Source organism: Streptomyces sp. YGL11-2 (genome assembly GCF_050054615.1).
GTDB lineage: Bacteria > Actinomycetota > Actinomycetes > Streptomycetales > Streptomycetaceae > Streptomyces.
Genome location: NZ_JBNHIN010000044.1, coordinates 8,442 through 30,344, shown reverse-complemented (window position 1 = coordinate 30,344; position 21,903 = coordinate 8,442). Strand labels below are relative to the sequence as shown.

Sequence of the window (21,903 nt, the reverse complement as noted above, 5' to 3'; positions counted from 1 at the left end):
GGGCATGGTTGTGTCTGAGACATACCCCAGCGGTGGTTCTCGCCCTCCGCACGGCACGGTCGATCCGGCCAGTGCGCCGCGGTGCGGTCGAGAGGGGGGTGGGGCCCGTGCGCCTGACGGTGCGGGCACGGAGCCGATCCAGCGCGCAGCCGGGAGGGACGTGCGCGGTCACCGCAGGTCACCGCCGTCGGCGACGTTGCCGGGGCGGCGAGGGACGGGGCGCCCCGTATGGGAGCCGACGGCGACGCCGTTCAGGAAAAAGTCCGGAAAGCGTCCATTAGAGAGACCCATCTGCATCCGAGCACAGGCCCGCCCCGTGGGCGCGCAGGTACCCGCTGCCCGGGGACCGTCGCCCGCCCGGCACCCGGCGTCCGCCGGACCGCCGCCGCGGCGCGAGGGGCCGCTGTGCCTACGTGGAGGAGTATCCCGTGTCCGAGACATCCGACCGAGCCGTGCCGTCCATGGCGCGGCCCCTCGTGGTCCATCTCTTCCCCGGCCAGGGCGACTTCGCCGTCAGTCCCCTGGTCCGGGCCGTTCGTGCGCATCCCGTCGTGCGGACCGCCGTCGCGGAGGTGTTCGAGCAGGTCGACGAGGCGAGCGGTGCGTACGGCATCCCGGCGCTGGGCCCGGCGCTGCTCGGCGCCGCCCCGCCGAGCGGCCGGGACCTGGCAGAGGCCGCCGTGGGAACCCCGCAGGCCGCCCTCTTCGGGGCCTCGCTGGCGGTCCATCGCGCGCTGTGCGCGGTGGGTGCCGCCCCCGACCGCCTGGTCGCCGTCAGCTTCGGCGAGATCCCCGCGCTCACCGCGGCGGGCGTCTTCGACATCGCCGACGGCACGAGGATCGCCTGCCGGCTCGCCCGGATCCTGTCGGGGTGCAGCGGAGGCATGACGCTGCTGGGGGTCGGAGAGGCCGCCGCCGCACGCCTGATCGCGACGGCGGGGACCGCGGAGGTGGCCGTCGCCTGTGTCAACGACCCCGGCGAGACGGTGGTGTCCGGCCCGCTGGACGAGCTGATCCGGGTCGAGAAGCAGGCCGCCGCACAGGACGTCGAGGCCGCCCGGCTGCGGCTGCCCTTCCTGACCCACCACCCGTCGCTCACCGCCCCGGCACAGGCGTTCCATGACGCCATCGGCGCACTGCGCGCGCGACCGGGCCACACCCCCCTCTACTCCGCCGTCCACGGAGGCGCCTACGGCAAGGGCGACGATGTGTTCCGCGGGCTCGCCGACTGCGTCATCCACCCCGTACGGCTGCCGCACGTCCTGTCCCAGGCCGCCGCCCCGCCGCCCGCCCTCCTGCTCGAAGCCGGCACCGGACAGGCGCTGACCCGCAACGCCCGACGCTTCCTGACGGATCGTCAATGTGCCGCGTACAGCCCGCTGTCCGACCCCGGGTTCCCATGGGAGAGGCCGCACCTGCTGCACCCCGCCGCCGGGCCGGGGCAGCCCCCGGCGCCCGCACCGGAAGCGACGTACGGAGCGAGCCGATGACGACCACCTCCGATCCGTGCACCGCCTTCGCGCCGGTGCTGCCCGATCCGCTCCGCAGCGCCGCGGGCCGGCGGATCCTGGCCGCGCTCGCCACGGCGGACCCGCCGAGGGCGCACGAGAGTCGCAACCACCGCACCCACCGGCAGCTGCGCCAGCTCGCCGGGATGCTGCCGCCCGCCCACCGACTGCTCGCCGACCCCGACCTGCTGGCCACACTGAGCGCCTGCACGGCCGTCGTCGACCCGGCGCTCTACATGACGGTGCTCAACCACTACGTCCTGTGCCTGGGATCGGTCGTCGGCGCGTCCGGCGACCTGCGGCGGAACGGGCCGGCCGGTGCCGGGGCCGCGCGGGTGCACGTGCCGAAGGCACTGGAGACCGGGGCGCGCAAGGGCGTCTTCCTCATCACCGAGATCGGCGACGCCGGCAGCCATCTCGCGGTGCGCACCGTCGCCGAATTCCAGCCGGACAGCCGGGAGTTCGTGCTGCGGACGCCCGACCACCGGGCGGCCAAGTTCTCCAGCGTCGGCGCCCCGGGCATGCCGCAGAGCGCCGCCGTCTGCGCCCGCCTGGTCGTCGACGGCACCGACCACGGGGTCTTCCCCTTCCTCGTCGACCTGTGCGACGAGCGGGAGACCGCGCCGGGCGTCGCGATCTCCGGCCCGCTGCGCGTCGACGCACTGCCCCTCGAATACGCCCTGGTGCGCTTCGAGGGCGTCCGCGTCCCGTACGAGCGGTGGCTCCGCGGCAGCGCCTCCATCGACGAACTCCACTGCGTGGACGACCCCCTGACGGTAGAGCAGCGACTCCGGCACACCATGTCGGTGGGGCAGGCCCTGTGGGCCACCGTGCCCAGCGCGGCGGCGGCGCTCGCCCGGGCCGCCGCCGTCGCGGCCCTGCGCCACTCGCTGCACCGCCGCTCGCACGGCAGGCTCGCCCCCGGCTCCCCGGTCCTGACCTACCGCACCCAGCAGCGGGCCCTGCTCCCCGCACTGGCCGAAGCCTTCGCGCTGACCTGTGCGGCCCAAACCGCCAAGGACCTCTGGGCGTTCACGCTGGACGGCCGCATCACCACCGGCGCCACGAGCGGCACCCCGCCGGACATGGCGTTCGCGCCCTGGGCGTCCGTGGACCGCCGGCTGGCCGCCTTCAAGGCGCTCGCGGTGGCCGGCGCCGCGCGCGTCACGGGCGAATGCCAGCACCGCTGCGGTCTCGCCGGCTACCTCGGCGTCAACCGGCTCTCCGCCTACCACGGCTTCGCCCACGCCTTCGACAGCGCTGGCGGCGACAACCGGCTCATCCTGCTCGACATCGGCCGCGCGCTGGCCGAGGAGCACGCCGACGCCACCCCGCCCGCCCCGCCCGGGCACCCGGACCCGGACAGCCCCACATGGTGGCCGGGCCTCGTCGGAGCGCTGGAGCGGCGGCTGGCCGGCGACCTGCACACGACCGTCCGCACCCGCCGCACCCCGCACCTGAGCCAGATGGCGCTGTGGAACCCCGTCCTCGAACACACCCGGCAGCTCGGCGAGATCCACACCCGGCGACTGGCCGCGCAGAGCGTCGCCGACACCCTCGCCGGGGTCCACGACCCCACCGTACGCGGCCCGTTGAGCGCCCTCGCCGCCCTCTACGGCACCACCCAGGCCCTCCGGCTGGCGGGCCCCCTGCAATGGACCGGACTGCTCGGCCCCACCCAGGCGGCCGCGCTCAACGACACCGCGGACCGCCAGTGCGAGCGCCTCATGCCGCACCTGACGACGCTGACCGAAGCCCTCGGCACCCCCGACGACCTCCTCCCCACCCCGCTGTCCGACCCGGACTACGCCGCCGCGCTCGGCGGCACCCTCACCTGGCACCCCGGAGCACCCGCGTGAGCATCAACGACCACCCCGCCCGGCCCATCGGCGTCCTCGGCATGGGCACCTTCCTCCCCTCCCGACGCCGCCCCAACGACGAAGTCGCATCCGGCGCGGGCGTCACCGCCGACTGGATCACCCAGCGCACCGGAGTGCGCAATCGCCATGTCGCCGCGCCCCACGAGGCGGCCTCCGACCTGGCGGCCTGCGCGGTACGGGCCGCCGTCGCCGCGGCCGGCCTCGACATCGACCAGATCGACCTGCTCGTGCTGGCCACCTCCACCCCCGACGAACTGGGGCCGTCCACCGCCTGCCGGGTACAGGCCCTCACCAAGGCCCGCAACGCCGTCGCGCTCGACGTCAGCGCCGCCTGCTCGGGCTGGCTGTTCGCGGCCAGGGTGGCGCACGACTGGCTGCGCGCCGACCCGTGCGCACGGTACGCCGCGGTCGTGGGCGTCGAGGCGTACTCGAAGTTCCTCGACCCCGCCGACCGCGCCACCGCCGTCCTCTTCGCCGACGGCGCCGCGGCATCCGTGCTCGGGCCGGTCCCGCCGGGACAGGGGTTCGGCGACTTCCACCTGGGCTCGGACGGCACCCTCGCCGACCGGGTCCTCATCCCCGCCGGCGGCAGCAGAAGGCCCGCCAGCAGCACCACGCTCCGCACCGGCGCCCACACCATCCACATGGACGGCCGCGCCGTGCGCGACTTCATCACCACCATGTTCCCGCTGGTGGTCCGCGACAGCCTGGCCCGCAACCGCCTGCGCCTCCAGGACATCGACGCCTTCATCACCCACCAGCCCAACCCCAAACTGCTGCGCACCGTCGCCACCGACCTGGGCATCCCCGTCGACCGGCTCCCGATCGTCGCCCAGGAGATCGGCAACATCGGCGCCGCCTCCACGCCGTACGCGCTGGCCACCGCCGCCGCCAACGGACTGCTCACCCCCCGCTCCCGCATCCTGACCGCCACGTTCGGCGCCGGCATGACCTGGGGCAGCGCCCTGCTGACCTGGAGTGGCGCCCCCACCATCCGCATCGCCCCGCAGCGGGCCGCAGTACACGAAGGGACGCTTCACCATGCGCACCACTGAAGCCTTCCGCCTCGACGGCGCCCGCGCCCCGGTGACCGGGGCCTCCCGCGGCATCGGCCGGGCCGTCGCCCTGGCGCCGGCCGACGCGGGAGTCGACCGCGCCCTGTCCGCCCGCACCGAAGAGGCCCTAAAGGACACCGCGTTGGAGGTCGCGCAGCGCCACCGCGCCGCGCACCTGGTGCTGATGTCCTCCGTCGCCGGTGTGATCGGGACGCCCATGATGGAGGCGTACGCGGCCACCAAGGCGGGCCGGACGTCGCTGGCCCGCAGCCTCGCGGTCGGCTGGGCGCGCGACGGCGTACGCGTCAACGCCCGGTGTCCCGGCTGGACTCGGACCGACATGACGGCCTTCGCCCAACGCTCCGCGCCGGTCTCCGACTGGCTGACGGCCCATGCGCCGCTCGGCCGCCGGGCGGAGCCGGAGGAGGCCGCCTGGGCCGCGCTCCACCTGGCCTCGCCCGCCGCCGGCTGTCTGACCGGCCAGGCCCTCGTGGTGGACGGCGGCCTGTCGGTGCCGGACAGCGGCCTCGCCGGCATCCCCGAACCGTCCTCCCCGTCCGCCGGGGTGTGACCCATGACCGGACAGCGCACCGCCCCGCACCCCCGCCGCACCGCAGCCATCTGCGGCATCGGCTCCTCACTGCCCCCGCGCGTGGTCTCCAACGAGGAGCTGACGCGCCAGGGGGCCCTGCAGACCTCCGACGCCTGGATCCGCTCCCGGACCGGCATCGTCAACCGCCGCCGCGCCGCCCCCGGAACCGCCACCGGGGACCTCGCCACCGGCGCGGGCCGCGCCGCCCTCGAATCCGCCGGCGGACCACCCCCCGACCTGCTCCTGCTCGCCACCACCACACCCGACCGGCACTGCCCGGCCACCGCACCGGAGGTCGCCCACCGCCTCGGCCTGTCCACCATCCCCGCCTTCGACCTGGCAGCCGTCTGCTCGGGCTTCGTCTACGGGGTGTCCCTCGCCACCGCGCTGCTGCTCAGCGGAGCCTGCGCCCGGCCGCTGGTCATCGCCGCCGAGACCTACTCCAGCATCATCGACCCCCTCGACCGCGACACCGCCTACATCTTCGGCGACGGCGCCGGCGCGGTCGTCCTGCGCGGCGCGGACGCCCGGCAGCCGGGCGCCGTCATCGCCACCGACCTCGGCTCCGACGGCTCCCGCTGCGACCTGATCGCCATCAACGGCGGCGGCTCCCGCATGCCCCTCGCCGCACAGCAACTCACCCGCCACGACCGCTACTTCCGGATGCGGGGCCGCGACGTCTACGCACAGGCCGTACGCCGTATGACCGAGTCCTCCCGCACCGCACTGCACCGCGCCGGCTGGACTCCCGACACCGTCGCGGCCTTCATCGGCCACCAGGCCAACCAGCGGATCCTCGACTCCGTCGCCGACCGGCTCGACATCGCCCCCCGGCACCGCTTCGGCAACATCCAGGACGTCGCCAACACCGCCGCCGCCTCGATTCCCCTGGCCCTCGCCGACACCGCCGCACAAGGGCTCGTACCGCCCGGTGCCCGCACCCTCCTGACCGCCTTCGGCGGCGGCCTCACCTGGGGCTCGATCGCCCTGACCTGGCCGTCGGCCACTCCCCGGCACCACCCTCCGCACCCCCGCCCCACCTCCGAACAGTCCCCCGCCTCACCGCACCCAAGGAAGCAGCCATGGACGATGTCCTCCAGCACCTCATGACCGTGCTCACCGAGAAGTTCGACGTCCCCGCCGACGCCATCCGCCCCGACTCCACCCTCACCGACCTGGACCTCGACTCCCTCGCCGTCGTCGAGTTCGCCGTCACCCTCCAGGACCACTGGCACATCGACCTGGACGACGACGCCGCGGCCGAGGCCACCCTCGACGACCTCGCCGGGACCGTACGCGGCCTGCTGAGCGAACAGTCCGGAACCCTCGCGCCATGACGGCCGGCACGCCCCACCCGACATCGGTGCTCCCGCCAACCCCCCTGGCGGTCACCGGGATCGGCCTCGTCACCCCGGCCGGGATCGGCACGGACGACACCTGGAAGGGTGTCTGCGCCGGCCGGCCGACCGCCGCGGCCGACCCCGAACTCGCCGGACTGCCGGTCACCATCTCCTGCCGCGTCCCCGGCTTCGACGCGCGTACGCAGGTGGGCGGCGTCCAGCCGTGGCGCCACGACCGGTTCACGCACTTCGCGCTGATCGCGGCCCGGGAGGCCGTCCGCGACGCGGGCCTCGACCCCGCGTCGCGGGGCTGGCCCGCCGCCCGGGTGGCCCTCGTGCTGGGGTCGGCCGCGGGCGGCGTGGGCACCTACGAGCGGCAGCACCGCAAACTGCTCGCCGGCGGGCACCGCTCGGTCTCCCCCCTCACCCTGCCGGCCTTCCTCCCCAACATGGCCGCCGGCCAACTGGCCATCGACCTGGGAGTGCACGGCCCGGTCCTGCACACCGCCACCGCCTGCGCCTCGGGCGCCACCGCCCTGGCCACGGCTGCCACGCTCCTGGCGGCCGGCGCCTGCGACATCGCGATCGCGGGCGGCAGCGACGCCATGATCACCCCCCTGTGCGTGACCGCCTTCGGCCGCGCCGGAGCGCTCTCCCACCGCCTCGACGACCCCCCGACGGCCTCCCGCCCCTTCGACGCCACCCGCGACGGCTTCGTCCTGGCGGAGGGCGCGGGCGTACTGGTCCTGGAACGTGCCGCGGACGCGACGGCGCGCCGCGCACCCATCCGGGCCCTGCTCACCGGGCACGGCTCGGCCACCGACGCCCACCACCCGGTCGCCCCCCGCCCGGACGGCCGCGGCCTGCAGGCAGCCCTACGGCAAGCCCTCGTTCATGCCGACGCGGCTCCGGCCGACGTCGCCCACATCAACGCCCACGGCACCGGCACCCCGCTCAACGACCGCACCGAGGCGACCGCCCTCCGCGGCCTCTTCGGCGCCAACGGCCCGTCCGTCACCTCGGCCAAGGGCGTGCTCGGCCACACCATGGGCGCGGCCGGAGCCATCGAAGCGGCCCTGACCGTCCTGACGGTGCAGCACCAACTCGCCCCGCCCACGGCCAACTTCCGCACCCCCGCGGCCGATACCGCCGTCCTCGACGTGGTCGCCCCCGCGGCCCGCAGTCAGCGCATCGACCTCGCCCTGAGCGTCTCCTGCGGCTTCGGCGGCCACAACACCGCGCTCGCCTTCACCCCCGCCCCGCGCCCCCTGGGCACTCCGCCCGCCGGCCCACCGCCGCCCACCCGCCCCGTCCCTCACCCCGCCCCGTCCCCCTGACACCGGCCGCACCCGCCCTCACGGCTCCCCCGCCACCGCCTCCATCGCCGCACCCGCACCCTCACCGGTCGTCGGCGCCCGGCAGTCATCCGCACCGCCGTCGGGCACGATCGGCCGGTACGCGGCGTCCTCACACGTCATCACCCGCGCGTACTGATCAGGATCGGTCATGCCCGATGTGTACCGCTCCCGGCAGCCCCCGAACGCCGGGGGGAGCCGTGATACCCCGGGCGGCCTAGGCACTCCGGGCGGCCCGGACACTCCGGGCATCGCCCGCCGGCGCCGCTCGCACCGCGGCCGGTGCTGTGTCAGTGGTCCCGCGTAGTGTCGTCGGTGAGGGGACGGACGAACGGACGACACCTCACGACATCGGCGGGGAGGACGGCAGTTCATGAACGGTTACGGGGGCGGCAGCGGGCCGGGGCCGGGCGCGCCGGGAGGGGCCGGGGGGTGTCGTTGGGATGCGGTGACGTTGCCGCCGGGGCTGACGCATGAGCCGAGCCGGCGGTTCCTGGTGGCGCACGGGCTGCCCGAGGAGGCCGCCGGTCTCCACTTCACGGCGGTGCGCGACAGGCGGCTGAAGCCGTTGCGGGGCGACGGGGCCACCCGCGAGACCGGCGTCGCGACCGTCACCCCGGGCTCCCTCCTCCTGCTCGGGGACGACTATGACGGGGAGGCGCAGCTCGCCCTCGACGGCGCGAGCGGCGGGGTGTATCTCGTGGCGGAGCAGTACGACGGGTGGCATCGCGACCTCCTGGCGTCCGGCCTGCCCGAACTGGCCGGGCTGGCACGGGAGATCGAGGCGGTCTCGGCCCCGCCGGACGACCCCGATCCGTACGGAGGGCGCCGCGGTCCGGCGGTCGTCGCCGAGGTGCGCAGGCGCGCCGAGGAACGGATGCGGCGGATCGACCCGGAGCTGTTCGCCGGGCCGACCCCGCCCGCCCACTGGCCGACGGCGCTGCTGATCCGCACCCTGCACTGGGGCGCGAAGCCGGGAGCTGCCGGTGAACTGGCCTACGTCCTTTGCCCCGAACTCGTCGCGGAGATCGGCGACGACGGCCGGGTCCGTCGCTTCACCCCGGACGAGCTGCCGCCCCAGCTCACCCATGAGCCGACCCGCCGTCTGCTCACCGAGATCGGACTGCCCTGCGACACCGACCTCTTCACCCCGCATGAGGGGCCGCTGCGCACGATGGCCGAGGCCCATCCCGATGTCTACGGCGACCGGGTCGACGACACCCTCCGCACCGACGGCGACGATCCGCCGCGCCGCGACCACCAGCAGAACTTCCTCTCCCTGGGCTGGTGGCCGCACGACCTCGCGATAGCCCTGGACGGCGCGACCGGCCGCGTCGAACTCCCGGACTGGTACGACGACGGCGACCCCGCGGCGTATCTCCACCGGGACGTGTCGGCCCTGCTGTACGCCTGCTGGACCTACGGGCGGTTGCACGCGGAGTGGGCCCGATGGGACCTGGGAGCCGGCGGACAGCCCGGCGGGTGGGCGGTGTTCACCCCGGCGTCCCTGCTGGTCAACGTGGTCGACGACATGGTCCGGGACATCGATCCGGAGGCGTTCGCCACCTCCCGGCACTCGTGGCGGCAACTGGCGGAGGACGACCACACCGGCGGGCTCCTCTGCTAGGCCCTGTCCGACGGGTCAGGGGCGGAGAGGCAGTGGACAGCGCGTGACAACCGGAAACCATACCCGGCTGTCGGTTATGTCTCCGGGTGGCTGATACTCACCCACAGCACCTCTACCGAGAGCAAGGAGCGCATACCCATGTCCCGAGTAGTTCTGGTGACCGGCGGGTCCCGCGGCATCGGCCTGGCCATCGCCGAGCACCAGCTGTCCCTGGGCAACAAGGTCGCCATCACCCATCTGACCACCGAAGCGCCGAAGCTCCCCGGTCTCCTGCCGATCCGGTGCGATGTGACCAGGACCGATGAGGTCGATCGTGCGTTCACGCGCGTCGAGCAGGAGCTGGGAGAGGTGGATGTCCTGGTCGCCAACGCGGGCGTCATCGCCAACAACTTCCTTGAGGAGATGACCGATGAGCAGTGGGACCGGGTCATCGACGTCAACCTGACCGGCACGATGAAGGTCGCCCGGCGCGCCTGCCGGAGCATGAAGGAGCGACGGGCCGGCCGCATCATCGTGATGTCGTCCGCCCTGGCCCTGGCGGGCGGCGCCACCCAGACCAACTACGCGGCGTCCAAGGCGGGCCAGTTGGGCTTCGCCAGGGGGCTGGCCGAGGAGGTCGCCGAGTACGGCGTCACCGTGAACGTCATCTGCCCGGGACCCACCGACACGCCCATGTACCGCTCCCTGCCGGAGGAGTTCCAGCGGCAGCTCGTCGCCCGGACCCGCACCAAGCGCCTGATCCAGACCGCCGAGGTCGCCGCGGTCGTGAACTTCCTCACCTCGCCCGATGCCAAGTCCATAACCGGTCACATCATGGAGGTGGACGGCGGAGGGTCCTGGGGGCACTGAGGCCGGCGCCTGCGGCTTGTGCGGCTTCGCCCTCCGCAACGGTCGGCCGTCACCACACCGGCGCCCCGGAGAACTCCCTGCGCGCCGCCGTCCGATGCGCCTGCGAACGCCCGGACACCGGCCCCACGACGCGCAGCCGGTTTGGACCCCTGCATCCGGCGCGCGATGCCGGCCGGTGACCCGTCCGTCACGAGATGCCGCGCTGCCGATCCCGAGGCTGCCGGCCCGACCCCGTCCGGCGGACCGCCGGCACGCCGCCCGCGCGGTCGGACCGCTTCCCCTCTGCTCAGTCACTTTCTCCTGGGTACCTACTGTCCCGGCGGTGTTAGCGTCCGTGCGTCGCGGCGGGGCGGGTCCTGTCCCACCGCCTGCGACCTGGCCCGATCGGGCGTCAATTACCAGGTATTACAGGGGAGTTAGTCGTGATCGTAGTGACCGGAGCGACCGGCAATGTGGGGCGTCCGCTGGTGCAGGCGCTCGCCTTGGCGGGGGAGAAGGTGACGGCGGTGTCCCGCGGGGTCTCCGAAGCAGCTGTGCCCGACGGCATTCGGCACCGGCGGGCGGATCTGACCGACCCGGAGAGCCTGCGGCCCGTTCTCGACGGTGCCGATGCGCTCTTTCTCCACGACGGCGGCGGCAGCGTCCGACCGTTCAGCCCGCGGGACCTCCTCGATGTCGTACGGGCCTGCGGAGTGGGGCGCGTCGTGCTGCTGTCCTCCCAGGGCGTCGTCACCCGGCCGGAGTCCGCCTCCCACGGGGACATCGGCCGCTCCAGGGAGGACGCCGTCCGGCGGTCGGGCGCGGAATGGACCATCCTTCGGCCCGGCGGGTTCGATTCGAACGCCTACGCCTGGGCCGAGTCGGTGCGTGCCCGGCGTACCGTGGCCGCCCCGTTCGGAGATGTCGGCCTGCCCACCGTCGACCCGGCCGACATCGCCGAGGTCGCCGCCGTGGCGCTGTGCGACGAGGGGCATGCCGGGCGTGCCTACGAGTTGACCGGACCGGAACTCGTCACGCCGCGGCAGCAGGCCGCGTCGCTCGGCGAGGCGCTCGGTGAACGGGTGCGCTTCGTCGAGCAGACGCGGGACGAGGCGCGGGCGCAGATGCTGCGGTTCCTGCCCGAACCGGTCGCCGAAACCACCCTCGACATCCTCGGCAGGCCCACCTCCGCCGAGCGGCGGATCAGCCCCGACATCGAGCGGGTCCTCGGCCGCGCTCCCCGCACCTTCGCCGACTGGGCCCATCGCCACATCGCCGCCTTCCGGTAGGACCGGCAACGGGCAGTGGAGAGCGGGCACTGGAGAGCGGACGGTGGGGAGCGGACCGAGGGAAGGGGCGGGGAAAGGCGGGGACGGGCGAAGGCGCGGGGCCGGCCGTCAGCCGGCCTGTCCCGGCTGGACGGATGAGCGGCGGCCCGGCGCCCACCGTCCGGTGCCTGCCGATCACCTAGACTCGGCGGATGGCGAAGTACTTCGACGTCCACCCCGAGAACCCACATCGGCGCACGATCAGCACGGTGGCCGAGAGCATCCGCTCCGGCGCCCTCGTCGCGTATCCGACGGACTCCTGTTTCGCTCTGGGATGCCAGCTGGGCAGCCGCGACGGCATCGACCGGATCCGGTCGATCCGGAACCTCGACGACCGTCACCACTTCACTCTCGTCTGCCAGAACTTCGCGCAGCTGGGCCAGTTCGTGCACATCGACAACGATGTGTTCCGCGCGATCAAGGCGGCGACGCCCGGGCGCTACACCTTCATTCTGCCCGCCACGAAGGAAGTGCCGCGCCAGCTGCTGCACGCGAAGAAGAAGACGGTCGGCGTCCGGATCCCGGACCATGCCGTCGTCCAGGCGCTGCTCGCCGAACTCGGTGAGCCGCTGCTCTCCAGCACCCTCCTCCTGCCGGACGAGGAAGAGCCGCTGACGCAGGGCTGGGAGATCAAGGAGCGGCTCGACCATGTGATCGACGCGGTGCTCGACTCCGGCGACTGCGGCACCGAGCCGACCACGGTCATCGACTTCTCGGGCGGCGAGGCCGAGATCGTACGCCGCGGGGCGGGGGACACCGCGCGGTTCGAGTAGCGTGCGGACGGTTGCGCCACCGGGCGTGGCGGCGGGACGAGAACGGGATGGCAGTGCGATGGGGAGCGGACGCAGCATGGCGGCGCGGGGGTATGCACGACGGCGGCGACGGGGGCTTCGGGAGACTCAACCGGTAGCCAGGGGAGGGGTGTTGGCGGAGGAGCGGGTCGTCGGCGGCGTCCCGCCGTCCGCCGCGGCCTTCCTGCTGGCCCTGCACCTCGGTGCCGCCGGTCTCCTCGTCATGGCGCAGGCGCAGCCGGCCGCCGCGAGCGCGCGCGTCCCGGCTCCGGTGACGTCGCCCGCCGCCAGTGTGCGGATCACTGAGGGGCAGGTGGGCGAGGTCGGCCCCGGAGGCACCGTCGTCTACCCCGCGGTGACCAGCTGTCTGACGGTGACCGTCCGCCTCCAGGACGGTGCGAAGGTCGGTGCGCACGCCAGCCTGTTCCAGGTGCCGGGGGAGTACCGCTCGGACCGGATCCTGGCCGCCGTCCGGCAGCGGATCGGGTCGCGGGCGGTGCGCGCCGTGGAGGTACGGGGCGCCGTCGGGGCGTGGGACCCCGGCTACTTCACCAGGGCGATCGAGAGCTACCCGGAGGGCGAGCAGGTGCCCGTACCGGCCAGCCCCGATCCCGGGGGGCTGGCGAGGGCGGTGGCGGAGGGACTCGGCCAGCCGCCGGCGAAGGTGACGGTCCAGGACGTGCCCGACGGGGACCAGACGGTCGTATGAGGGGACGGGCCCCGAAGGGGCCCGTTCGCCGTCGGTCGACGCGGCGGTCAGTCGATGACCAACTCGCCCATCGCGCTCCAGCCGGTCGCGCCCTCGATGGTGGTGCTCACGATCTCGGGCGTACGGCGCAGCAGCGGACGCATCTGCTCCAGGCCCGCGCGGAAGTGGTCGGAGTTCACATGCGCCTCGGCCGCATCGTCCTTGAATGCCTCTACCAGCACATAGGTGTGGGGGTCCGCGAGGCTGCGGGACCACTCGAACCACAGGTTGCCGGGTTCGTCACGGGTGGCCCGGGTGAAAGCGTCGACCTTCGCGGGCCACTCCTCGGCGTATTCGGGCTTCACGGGAAACTTCACAACGATAAAGATCATCCGGGTACTGTAAGCGATTTGCCGTTTCTCGCGCATTCGCCCCTGAGGTGCGGAGGGCCATGCCCTTGCCGGTGACGAGGCGGTGCTCGGGTTCCGCCGCGGTCGATTGGCCCGCGCCACTGCGGGGCGACCGCCGGGGGTGGCCGGTCCACGCCGTCGCCCGGCGGGGCGGTCGCCATGATCACGTACGCTGCGCAGGTCAGTCACCGGGCACCTGGGGAGCAGTACGGTCATGTCCGCATCGCCGCAGCACGCGCCGGCCGCGCGAGGGCCGCACCTTCGCGAGCCGGACCGGATGCACAGCCTGCTCGACGCGGTGATGAGCCTGGGGCGGGGGCTCGAACTTCCGCAGGTGCTGCGTGGGATCGTGGAGGCGGCGGTCACCCTCGCCGACGCGGAGTACGGGGCGCTCGGCGTCGTCGACGACGGGCAGCTGTCGCGGTTCCTGCCCGTGGGCATGTCCGACGAACTCATCGGACAGATCGGCCGGACACCGTGCGGCCGAGGCATCCTCGGCGAGCTGATCCGCCACCCCGTACCGCTGCGGCTCGACGACCTGACCACGCACCCGCGCAGTTACGGCTTTCCGGACCACCATCCGCCGATGCGCACCTTCCTGGGGGTGCCGGTCCGGGTCCGTGACGAGGTGTTCGGCAACCTCTACCTCACCGAGAAGCGGGGCGGCGGCTCGTTCGACGCGGACGACGAGGCGGTGCTGACCACCCTCTCCATCGCGGCGGGAGTGGCGATCGACAACGCCCGTATGTACCACGAGAGTCGGCGCCGGGAGCGGTGGCTGGAGGCGCTCGGCGAGATCACCCGCAGCCTGCTGTCCGGCACCGGGGCGGACGAGGTGCTGCACCTGATCGCCGAGCGGGCCCTGGAGTTCGCCGGCGCCGACTCCGCGGCCGTGCTGCTGCCGGCGGAGTCGTCCGCGGACGATCTGACGGTCGCGGTGGCCCGGGGCGCCGGCGCGAGCCGGATCGCCGGGCTGCGGGTGCCGGCCGACGGCTCGCTGCCCGGTATGGCCGTGCGCAGCGGACGGCCCGTGGTCACCGCCGATCTGCGCACCGACCCGCGCGCCCACCCGCTCGGCCCGGACACGGAGACCGAGGAGGAGTACGGGCCCGCCATCGCCGTCCCGTTACAGGTCGACACCGGGTGCGGGGCGCTGCGGCTGAGCCGGCTGGCGGGCCGGCCCGCGTTCGACGACACCGAGGTCCGGCTGCTGTCGGGCTTCGCGGACCAGGCCGTGATCGCCCTCGAACTCGCCCGCCGGTGCGCCGAGTCGGAGGAGCTGGCGGTGCTCCACGACCGCGACCGGATAGCCCGGGACCTGCACGATCTGGCCATTCAGCGGCTGTTCGCCACCGGTATCACGCTGCAGAGCGCGACCCGGCTGATCGAGCGGCCCGAGGCGGCCGAACGGGTCGGCCGGGCGGTCAACGACCTGGACACCACGATCAAGATCATCCGGTCCACCATCTTCGAACTGCGTACCACCGGAGAGGGCAGGGCGGGCCGGAGCCTGCGCCGGGACCTCACCGATGCCGTGCAACGAGCCGCCCAACCGCTCGGCTTCGCCCCCGCACTGCGGATCGACGGGCCGGTGGACAGCGCCGTCCCGGACGAGCTGGCCCAGCATGTCGTGGCGGTCGCCGCGGAAGCCCTGAGCAACGCCGCCCGGCACGCCCGCGCCCGGCGCCTCGACGTGGAGCTGACCGCGGCGGAGGCGGTGACACTGACGGTGACGGACGACGGGGTGGGGGTGGGGCCCGCACCGCATACCGGCGGTCTGGCCAACATGCGGGCCCGGGCCGAGATACACGGCGGCCGGCTGGCGGTGGAGTCGCCCGCCGGCGGCGGCACCCGGATCGTGTGGTGCGTGCCGCTGCCCGCCTGACCGGCCGGGAGGGGATGGTCAGTCGCGGGGTTCCCGGAGCCGTTCGGCGACCATCGCGGCCTGCACCCGGCGGCCCACCCCCAGTTTGGACAGGATGGACGAGACCCGGTTCTTGACGGTCTTCTCGGCGAGGAACAGCCGGTCGGCGATCTGGCGGTTGGTCAGACCCTCGCCGATCAGGTCCAGCACCTCGCGTTCGCGCGCCGAGAGCCGGTCGAGTTCGGACGGCGGCGCCTCGGGTGCCCGGCTCGGGCCGCGCAGCCGCGCCATCACCCGTGTCGCGGTGCGCGGATCCAGTGTCGAGCCGCCCGCCGCGAGGGTGCGTACCGCCTGCACCAGCGCCGAGCCGTCGATCTGCTTGAGGACATACCCGGCCGCTCCCGCCATGATGGCGTCGAACAGCGCCTCGTCGTCGTCGAAGGACGTCAGCATCAGGCAGGCCAGTTCCGGCATCCGGGCCCGTAACTCCCGGCAGATCTCGATGCCTTCGTGGTCGCCGTCGGGCCCGGCGGTGCCGCCGAGCCGTACGTCGAGGACCGCCACCTGCGGCCGGACGGCCGGCACCCGGGCGAGGGCCTGCCGGCCGTCGCCCGCCTCGCCCACGACCTCGATGTCCCCCTCCGCTTCGAGGAGGTCCCGTACGCCGCGGCGCACCACCTCGTGATCGTCGAGGATGAAGACGCGCAGCGGCGTGCTCGGTGCGGGGGGCGCGGGGGGCTGGGACATCACTGCTCGCTCTGCTGTTCCTTGGCTGGGTTTCTGCGACGCCGGGGCGTTTGGACCCGGCCCCTGACGGAACATCAGTATCGCCGAGGTGGCTGCCACGCCCGCAGCGGGCCGGGCCCCGCGACGAGGCTCCTACCGGGCGGGGGCCGGCGAAAGGGCCGAACGGCCCTGGGGGAGCAGGGCCCTTCGGGCACAACGGTGCGTTGCCATACTGACCACCCCTTTCCTCGGAGGGGCCGCACCGCTGCGGTAGCGCACCGGCCGCCCGCCGTCCTGTCAGGAGGTCCGCTCCATGCAATCGTTCCCGGCCACCGTCGGCGACGAGTACCACGCCCTGCTCGCCCGGCACGACGCGATGCGGCTGCGGCGGCAGATCCTCGCACCCGGGCAGGTCCCGCGGCCCCGGTCGGCTGCGGCCTCCTACGACGGCGCGGCCGATCAGCGCCTGATCACGCAGTATCTGGACCTGGTGACGCCCTTCGGGGACCTCATAGGCCACCTCTACGAGGAGATGTTCGCCCGCTGGCCCTACCTGCGGTCGCTGTTCCCGGCGTCGATGGACTTCCAGCGCGCGCACCTGGCGCGGGCCTTCTGGTACCTGATCGAGAATCTGCACCGGCCGGACGAGGTGGCCGCCTACTTCCGTCAACTCGGCCACGACCACCGCAAGCTCGGGGTGCGTCCGGTGCACTACGAGGCGTTCGAGGCCGCGCTGTGCGCGGCGCTGCGGCGCACCGCCGGACCGCGCTGGGCCGAGGCCGTGGAGCAGGCATGGGTGCGGATGCTGCGCTTCGCCGTCGCGTCGATGGTCGAGGGGGCCGATGCCGCCCTCGCCGAACCCCCTTGCTGGCAGGGGGCAGTGACGGCACATCAGTTACGTCGCCCGGACCTCGCCGTGGTCCGGGTGCGGATGCACGAGCCGTACCCGTACCGGGCCGGGCAGTACGCGGCGGTCGAGTCGCCGCTGATGCCCCAGGCGTGGCGGCAGTACTCCCTCGCCTGCGCGCCGCGGCCCGATCACGAGGTGGAGTTCCACGTCCGGCAGACCGCCCGCGGTGGGGTGAGCGAGGCCCTGGTGTCCGGCACCCGGGTCGGCGACCTGCTCCGGCTGGGCCCCGCGCACGGCACGATGACGCTCGACGACGCGGACTTCTCGGGCGACCTGCTGATGGTGGCCGGCGGTACGGGATGGGCCCCCGTCAAGGCGCTCCTGGAGGAGCGGTCCGGCCGTCGCGCAGCCGGGGGCGACCCCGGGCAACCCGCCGGCCGGGTACACCTCTTCGTCGGCGCCCGCAGCCGGGCCGAGCTGTACGACGCCGGGTTGCTCTCCCGGCTGCCGGTACGGCACCGGTGGCTGCGGGTGGTCCGGGTCCTCGACGAGGACCGGGCCCCGAGCGCCTACGGGCCACTGGCCGAGGCGGTGGCCCGTGGTGGCCCGTGGACCGGCCACCGCGCCTTCGTCAGCGGTCCGGCCGCCATGGTGGGGGCCACGGTGGCGCGGCTGACCGCGGCCGGTGTGCCGGCCGGGCGGATCCGCCATGACCCGGTGCCCGAGGTCTTCGCCCCGGCGGACGACCGCACGACAGTGCTCCCGGTGACGCCGGCCGGCGAGGCGACCAGGAGCACACGATGACGGACCCGGCCGACCGGCACACCGCCGAGGACCGGCGAGCGGCCTGGGCGGACGCCGAGGCGTCGCGCCGCAGCACCGAACTGGACCGCGGGGAGGCGCTGCGGCTGCTGGGCAGCGTGTCGCTGGGCAGGATCGTCTTCACCCAGGACGCGCTCCCGGCCATCCGCCCGGTGAACCACCTCCTGCACCACGGCGAGGTCATCATCCGCACCCATGAGGGCGCGGCTTTGGCGACGGCGCTGACCGGGCAGCCGGACGGCGGGGGCATCGTCGTCGCCTACGAGGCCGACGCCATCGACCCCGCCACGCACTGCGGTTGGAGCGTCGTGGTCACCGGCTACTGCCATCTCGTGACGGACCCCGACGACCTGGCGCACTATCAGGCACTGCTCCATCCCTGGACGGACCACCGGATGGAATACGCACTGCGCATCCGCCCGGACCTGGTCACCGGCCTGCGGCTCTCCCGGAGAGAGGGGACCGGGGGAGCCGTATGACCATGCGGCGTCCGGGCGGGGGCGTTCGTGCGCGTCGGGTGCGGTCGGCGGTCAGTGCAGGATCTTCTCCTTGGCGCGGCTGAACTCCTCGTCGGAGATGTCGCCCCGGGCGCGGATGTCGGAGAGCTTGGCGAGCTGGTCCACTTCGCTGACGCCGGTGGCCCCGCCGCCCGCCGTCTCGCGGATGTACCGCTCGAACTCGTCGCGCTGTTCCTGCGCCTGCTGCCGTTCGCGTCTGCCCATGCCGTGGCCCCGGGCGCAGACGTAGATGAAGACGCCGAGGAAGGGCAGCACCAGCACGAGGAGCAGCCACCCGGTCTTGGCCCAGCCGCTCATGGTGTCGTCGCGGAAGATGTCGGCGATGATGCGGAAGAGCAGGATGACCCACATCACCCACAGGAAGACCCACATCGCTGTCCAGAAGGCCCCGAGAACCGGGTAGTCGTAGGCCAGATTCACGTAACCGACCATTGTTTCTCTCCTGTTCGTACCGTGAGGGTGGTGACAGGGCGTGTGTGCCGCCGCGCCCTCCCGCGCGGTGCCCGGCGCCTCATCGGGCACCGCCTGATGGGGGTGGTGCGGCGGCGGGTGGGGCGCGTGTTCCGGCGGCGGCGAGGATGCCGAGGAGGATCAGGACGAGCACGACCAGGCCCAGGACCAGCGCCACCACCCCCGGGGTGGGGTAGTTCCACAGGAACAGGGTCAGCGCACCGGCGGCGATGACCACGCCCGTGGTCCAGCGGCGGCGGGCGGCCAGCCGGCGGCCGAACGCTCCGGTGTCCCACCCGGCGCGGGCCAGGGCGCGGCCGGCGGCTCCGGTGCCGCGGGCGATCGCCGCGCGCAGGAACCGGGCGCCGCGCCCGGGGCCGTAGAGGTAGCCGGCCAGTGCCGTGATCACCGCGACGACCAGAACGGTGCGGGTGCTCAGGCGCAGGAAGCGCACCAGGGTGTCGTAGATCGCGGCGGCGGCGTTCCGCGGGAGCGTGGTGGGCGGTACGGAGTCCAGGTAGACCTGGCGCGCCACGGCGAGGCCGATGAGCAGCGCGACCATCATGACGCCGACGCCGATCGCCGCGGTCATCAGGGCGACGCGGTGAGCGGGCGCGGCCCAGACCGCGAGGGCGGCGAGGCCGATCGCCGTGACGGGCAGCCAGTTGCCGACGATGTCCAGCAGCCGCATGGCGCTCTGCGCCTTGTTGAGCTTGTCGACCTGGAGCAGCGGGATCGTCTTGTCGATGTCGGGGATCTTCGCCGCCGCCCGGTAGCCGTGGTCGACCAGCCGCTGTTTGACGTGGTCCACGACGGTGCCGATGTTCAGGACGATGGTGTCGCCCTTGGCCTGCATGGCGCGGTTGCCCTCGCCGGTGAGGACGTTCACGACGTTCGCGTGGGCGACGCGGTTGGCGCTCCGCCACACGTCACGGAACTCGCCGCTCTTCACCACCTTGGTCACGACGGTGCGGACGGCGCCGGTCAGGGCGTTCTTGAGCGGCTCCGCCAGCGCCTGGGAGTGGTCGACCACCAGGGGCGGGGCGCCGGCGCGGTCGAGGGCCTTGGCGAGCGAGGCGGTGAGGGCGGGTACGTCGACGGCGTCGACCACCCTGTTGGTGAGGCGGTCGGTCAGCGCGTTCTGCACGGCCGGGTCGGAGGCGAGCGGTGCGACCGTCTGCACGTATCGGCCGGTGTCCGTCACCTCGTTGTTCACCCACGCCGCCACCACCGCCAGCGGCGCGAGCAGGAAGGCCACGATCAGGAGTACCGAGGCGCTCGCGTAGCGCAGCCTCCGGTGGTGCAGTGCCGCGGCGCCGCGCAGCCGCTCGTACTCCTCGCGTTCGGCGGCGTTCAGGGGGCGGCCGTCGCGCGGGGCGCCGTGGTCACCGGGGCCGGCGGACGCAGCCATCCTTCCTCCCTCGTACGAGGACCGGGCCGAGGCGCCGGCACGCCGCCCAGGGGTACGCCGCCCCGGAACCCCTCCGTTCCAGCGTGGCAGGGGCGGCCCACGGCCGCACGCGGGATCGGGGCCCGCCGGCCGGCACTACGACGGGTCACCCGCTGCCACGGCAGGTGACCCGGTACCACCGCAAGTGACCTGCCCGCCGCGGTGCGTGATCCGGCCGAGGTCGATCGCCGCGCCGCGGTCCGCTACCGCCGCGCGACGCGGCGCCGGAACCCGGGCGCAATCTGACGCACCGTCATTTCGCTCGGTGTCCCACCCCGGGGTTGGCGCCGGTCCGAGTCGCCGGGTGTGCCGGGGATGGCCAGCATGGAAGAAGCAGCACGGCCAGAGGAGGAAGCGACAAGGAGGGAGCGGCAGGCGGCAACGCCGTTCTGCGGCCCGTCCGAGGAGGTGCAGCGCGATGAATCTGCCCATACGACACCGGCCGGGGAGCCTGCTGGAGCACGGGCTCCGCTGGCCCGAGCCGATGGCGGCCGAGTTCGAGGAACTGTTTGACCGGATGAGCCGGTTCCTCCAGTCGGCCTCCCTCACACCGTCCCTGACCGAGACGGTCGCCTGGGCCCCGCCCGCCGACCTGCACGAGACCGACGAGGCGTACCTGGTCGAATGCGAACTGCCCGGCATACAGCGCGAGGGCATCGACGTCACGGTCGGCGAGCACGAGGTCTCCATCTCGGGAGAGTTGAAGGAGTGCGGACGGGAAGGCGTACCGCGGCACCGGGGCCGCCCCACCGGCAAGTTCGAGTACCGGGCGCTGCTGCCGGTGGACGTGAAATCCGAAGACGTCACCGCCTCGCTCACCGACGGCGTCCTCACCGTCACGATCCCGAAGGCGCAGCCCGCCAAGCCGCGGCACATCAGGATTCAGGACTGAACCACCCGGCGGCGAACGGCGGGTGCGCCCCGGATCCCGCCGTACCGCGTCCACCCGTTGACCCGGCTCCCGTATGCCCACCGGATACGGGAGCGCGGGCCGGCCAGGGGCACGAGGGGACGGAACCCGATGGGACGCAAGAAGACGGCGCGACGCAGTAAGCCGGCGCGGCGGTACCACCCGCGGAAGCCGGCCGTACACGAGAAGTGCGCGGACCCGGCCGAGGGGGACGGCGGCTGCCCGGGGGCGCGGCTGCCCCTGCACCACGGTGCCAAGCGGCCCGTCCACACCATCCGGGTACGCCGGCTCTTCGGCTGACGCCGCGCCCGCCGACGGGAGTTCGAAGTCGCCGGGCGGGGCCGGGGCGCGCAGCATGGAACCGTACCCATGCAGTCGTTTCGCGGAGGTGACCGCGATGAACATGCCCGTGCGACGCCGGACCGGCAGCCTGCTGGAAAGGGCTCTGCCCTCCCTGCAATGGGGCGAGCCGATAGCCGCGGAGTTCGACGACCTGTACGAGCGGATGAGCCATCTGCTGGAGACCGCGGGCGGTGTCCCCGCGCTGGGGGAACGGACCCACTGGGCGCCGCTCGCGGACCTGCACGAGACCGATGACGCCTATGTCGTCGAGGCGGAACTGCCCGGGGTGGAGCGGGACGGCATCGACGTCGAGATCACCAACCGGGAACTGCGCATCAGCGGCGAGTACAAGGAGTGCGAGGGCAAGGGCGTGCTGCGCCGGAGCACTCGCCGCACCGGCCGGTTCGAGTACCGCTCGACGCTCCCGGTCGACGTGAAGGCCGACGACGTCAAGGCGAACCTCAACGACGGGGTGCTGACGGTGACCATCCCCAAGGCCCGGGCCGCGACACCGCGGCACATCGACATCACGACATGACACCGGACGGTGCCCGTCGTACCGGGGCGGG

The 21,903-nt window shown here is 73.6% G+C and carries 23 protein-coding genes; 18 read left to right on the top strand and 5 right to left on the bottom strand.

Features of this window, described 5'->3' with window-relative positions:
* Positions 1-428 precede the first annotated feature (428 nt).
* The 7 genes from ACO1BR_RS33690 to ACO1BR_RS33660 are packed head-to-tail and all read left to right on the top strand — an operon-like array spanning position 429 to position 7,712.
* Positions 429-1,490 carry an acyltransferase domain-containing protein gene (locus tag ACO1BR_RS33690; RefSeq protein ID WP_426798897.1) on the top strand — a complete coding sequence of 354 codons (1,062 nt, stop codon included), beginning with the start codon at positions 429-431 and terminating at the stop codon, positions 1,488-1,490.
* Positions 1,487-3,367 carry an acyl-CoA dehydrogenase gene (locus tag ACO1BR_RS33685; protein ID WP_426798896.1) on the top strand — a complete coding sequence of 627 codons (1,881 nt, stop codon included), beginning with the start codon at positions 1,487-1,489 and terminating at the stop codon, positions 3,365-3,367. The genes ACO1BR_RS33690 and ACO1BR_RS33685 overlap by 4 nt, the downstream gene beginning before the upstream one ends.
* A complete protein-coding gene (locus ACO1BR_RS33680; protein WP_426798895.1) occupies positions 3,364-4,443 on the top strand; it encodes a 3-oxoacyl-ACP synthase III family protein in 1,080 nt (359 codons plus the stop codon). Before ACO1BR_RS33685 ends, ACO1BR_RS33680 begins: the two co-directional genes overlap by 4 nt.
* Positions 4,430-5,014 carry an SDR family NAD(P)-dependent oxidoreductase gene (locus tag ACO1BR_RS33675; RefSeq protein WP_426798894.1) on the top strand — a complete coding sequence of 195 codons (585 nt, stop codon included), beginning with the start codon at positions 4,430-4,432 and terminating at the stop codon, positions 5,012-5,014. Before ACO1BR_RS33680 ends, ACO1BR_RS33675 begins: the two co-directional genes overlap by 14 nt.
* 3 nt (positions 5,015-5,017) lie before the next feature.
* Positions 5,018-6,145 carry a beta-ketoacyl-ACP synthase III gene (locus tag ACO1BR_RS33670; protein ID WP_426798893.1) on the top strand — a complete coding sequence of 376 codons (1,128 nt, stop codon included), beginning with the start codon at positions 5,018-5,020 and terminating at the stop codon, positions 6,143-6,145.
* Entirely contained in the window at positions 6,118-6,372 is a 255-nt protein-coding gene (locus ACO1BR_RS33665; protein ID WP_426798892.1) for an acyl carrier protein, read from the top strand. Before ACO1BR_RS33670 ends, ACO1BR_RS33665 begins: the two co-directional genes overlap by 28 nt.
* Entirely contained in the window at positions 6,369-7,712 is a 1,344-nt protein-coding gene (locus tag ACO1BR_RS33660) for a beta-ketoacyl-[acyl-carrier-protein] synthase family protein (RefSeq protein ID WP_426798891.1), read from the top strand. The genes ACO1BR_RS33665 and ACO1BR_RS33660 overlap by 4 nt, the downstream gene beginning before the upstream one ends.
* Before the next feature lie 18 nt (positions 7,713-7,730).
* On the opposite strand, the gene ACO1BR_RS33655 is transcribed toward ACO1BR_RS33660, so the two are convergent.
* Positions 7,731-7,883, bottom strand: coding sequence for a hypothetical protein (locus tag ACO1BR_RS33655; RefSeq protein ID WP_426798890.1), 153 nt, complete (start codon positions 7,881-7,883; stop codon positions 7,731-7,733).
* 220 nt (positions 7,884-8,103) lie between these two features.
* On the opposite strand from ACO1BR_RS33655, the gene ACO1BR_RS33650 reads away from it, so the two are divergent.
* The 5 genes from ACO1BR_RS33650 (at position 8,104) to ACO1BR_RS33630 (ending at position 13,013) form a co-directional block, all read left to right on the top strand.
* Complete coding sequence (locus ACO1BR_RS33650; protein WP_426798889.1) at positions 8,104-9,357, top strand: SUKH-4 family immunity protein; 1,254 nt, start codon at positions 8,104-8,106, stop codon at positions 9,355-9,357.
* A gap of 138 nt (positions 9,358-9,495) precedes the next feature.
* The gene (locus tag ACO1BR_RS33645; RefSeq protein WP_426798888.1) at positions 9,496-10,206 is read left to right on the top strand and encodes an SDR family NAD(P)-dependent oxidoreductase; all 711 of its coding nucleotides are present in this window, start codon (positions 9,496-9,498) and stop codon (positions 10,204-10,206) included.
* A 422-nt stretch (positions 10,207-10,628) separates the two neighbouring features.
* Positions 10,629-11,474, top strand: coding sequence for an NAD(P)H-binding protein (locus ACO1BR_RS33640; RefSeq protein WP_426798887.1), 846 nt, complete (start codon positions 10,629-10,631; stop codon positions 11,472-11,474).
* 191 nt (positions 11,475-11,665) lie between these two features.
* Positions 11,666-12,286, top strand: coding sequence for an L-threonylcarbamoyladenylate synthase (locus ACO1BR_RS33635; protein WP_426798886.1), 621 nt, complete (start codon positions 11,666-11,668; stop codon positions 12,284-12,286).
* Positions 12,287-12,437: 151 nt separating this feature from the next.
* On the top strand, positions 12,438-13,013 hold the full coding sequence (locus ACO1BR_RS33630) for a hypothetical protein (RefSeq protein WP_426798885.1): 576 nt from the start codon (positions 12,438-12,440) through the stop codon (positions 13,011-13,013).
* Between the two features lie 47 nt (positions 13,014-13,060).
* Here the strand turns inward: ACO1BR_RS33630 and ACO1BR_RS33625 are convergent, their stop codons facing one another.
* A complete protein-coding gene (locus ACO1BR_RS33625; RefSeq protein ID WP_426798884.1) occupies positions 13,061-13,384 on the bottom strand; it encodes a putative quinol monooxygenase in 324 nt (107 codons plus the stop codon).
* A gap of 295 nt (positions 13,385-13,679) precedes the next feature.
* Between ACO1BR_RS33625 and ACO1BR_RS33620 the strand changes: the two genes are divergently transcribed.
* The gene (locus ACO1BR_RS33620; RefSeq protein WP_426798938.1) at positions 13,680-15,287 is read left to right on the top strand and encodes a GAF domain-containing protein; all 1,608 of its coding nucleotides are present in this window, start codon (positions 13,680-13,682) and stop codon (positions 15,285-15,287) included.
* 18 nt (positions 15,288-15,305) lie between these two features.
* On the opposite strand, the gene ACO1BR_RS33615 is transcribed toward ACO1BR_RS33620, so the two are convergent.
* Complete coding sequence (locus tag ACO1BR_RS33615; RefSeq protein ID WP_426798883.1) at positions 15,306-16,013, bottom strand: response regulator; 708 nt, start codon at positions 16,011-16,013, stop codon at positions 15,306-15,308.
* A 292-nt stretch (positions 16,014-16,305) separates the two neighbouring features.
* Here ACO1BR_RS33615 and ACO1BR_RS33610 point away from each other — a divergent pair, with 292 nt between their 5' ends.
* On the top strand, positions 16,306-17,646 hold the full coding sequence (locus tag ACO1BR_RS33610; RefSeq protein ID WP_426798882.1) for a globin domain-containing protein: 1,341 nt from the start codon (positions 16,306-16,308) through the stop codon (positions 17,644-17,646).
* Positions 17,643-18,143: a pyridoxamine 5'-phosphate oxidase family protein gene (locus tag ACO1BR_RS33605; protein ID WP_426798881.1), complete on the top strand. Its 501-nt coding sequence runs from the start codon at positions 17,643-17,645 to the stop codon at positions 18,141-18,143. Before ACO1BR_RS33610 ends, ACO1BR_RS33605 begins: the two co-directional genes overlap by 4 nt.
* Before the next feature lie 51 nt (positions 18,144-18,194).
* Here the strand turns inward: ACO1BR_RS33605 and ACO1BR_RS33600 are convergent, their stop codons facing one another.
* Positions 18,195-18,614, bottom strand: coding sequence for an SHOCT domain-containing protein (locus ACO1BR_RS33600; protein ID WP_426798880.1), 420 nt, complete (start codon positions 18,612-18,614; stop codon positions 18,195-18,197).
* Positions 18,615-18,693: 79 nt separating this feature from the next.
* Complete coding sequence (locus ACO1BR_RS33595) at positions 18,694-20,043, bottom strand: hypothetical protein (RefSeq protein WP_426798879.1); 1,350 nt, start codon at positions 20,041-20,043, stop codon at positions 18,694-18,696.
* A gap of 457 nt (positions 20,044-20,500) precedes the next feature.
* Between ACO1BR_RS33595 and ACO1BR_RS33590 the strand changes: the two genes are divergently transcribed.
* The 3 genes from ACO1BR_RS33590 (at position 20,501) to ACO1BR_RS33580 (ending at position 21,872) form a co-directional block, all read left to right on the top strand.
* A complete protein-coding gene (locus ACO1BR_RS33590) occupies positions 20,501-20,974 on the top strand; it encodes an Hsp20/alpha crystallin family protein (protein ID WP_426798878.1) in 474 nt (157 codons plus the stop codon).
* 129 nt (positions 20,975-21,103) lie between these two features.
* On the top strand, positions 21,104-21,292 hold the full coding sequence (locus ACO1BR_RS33585) for a hypothetical protein (RefSeq protein ID WP_426798877.1): 189 nt from the start codon (positions 21,104-21,106) through the stop codon (positions 21,290-21,292).
* 97 nt (positions 21,293-21,389) lie between these two features.
* Positions 21,390-21,872: an Hsp20/alpha crystallin family protein gene (locus tag ACO1BR_RS33580; protein WP_426798876.1), complete on the top strand. Its 483-nt coding sequence runs from the start codon at positions 21,390-21,392 to the stop codon at positions 21,870-21,872.
* Positions 21,873-21,903: the final 31 nt, after the last annotated feature.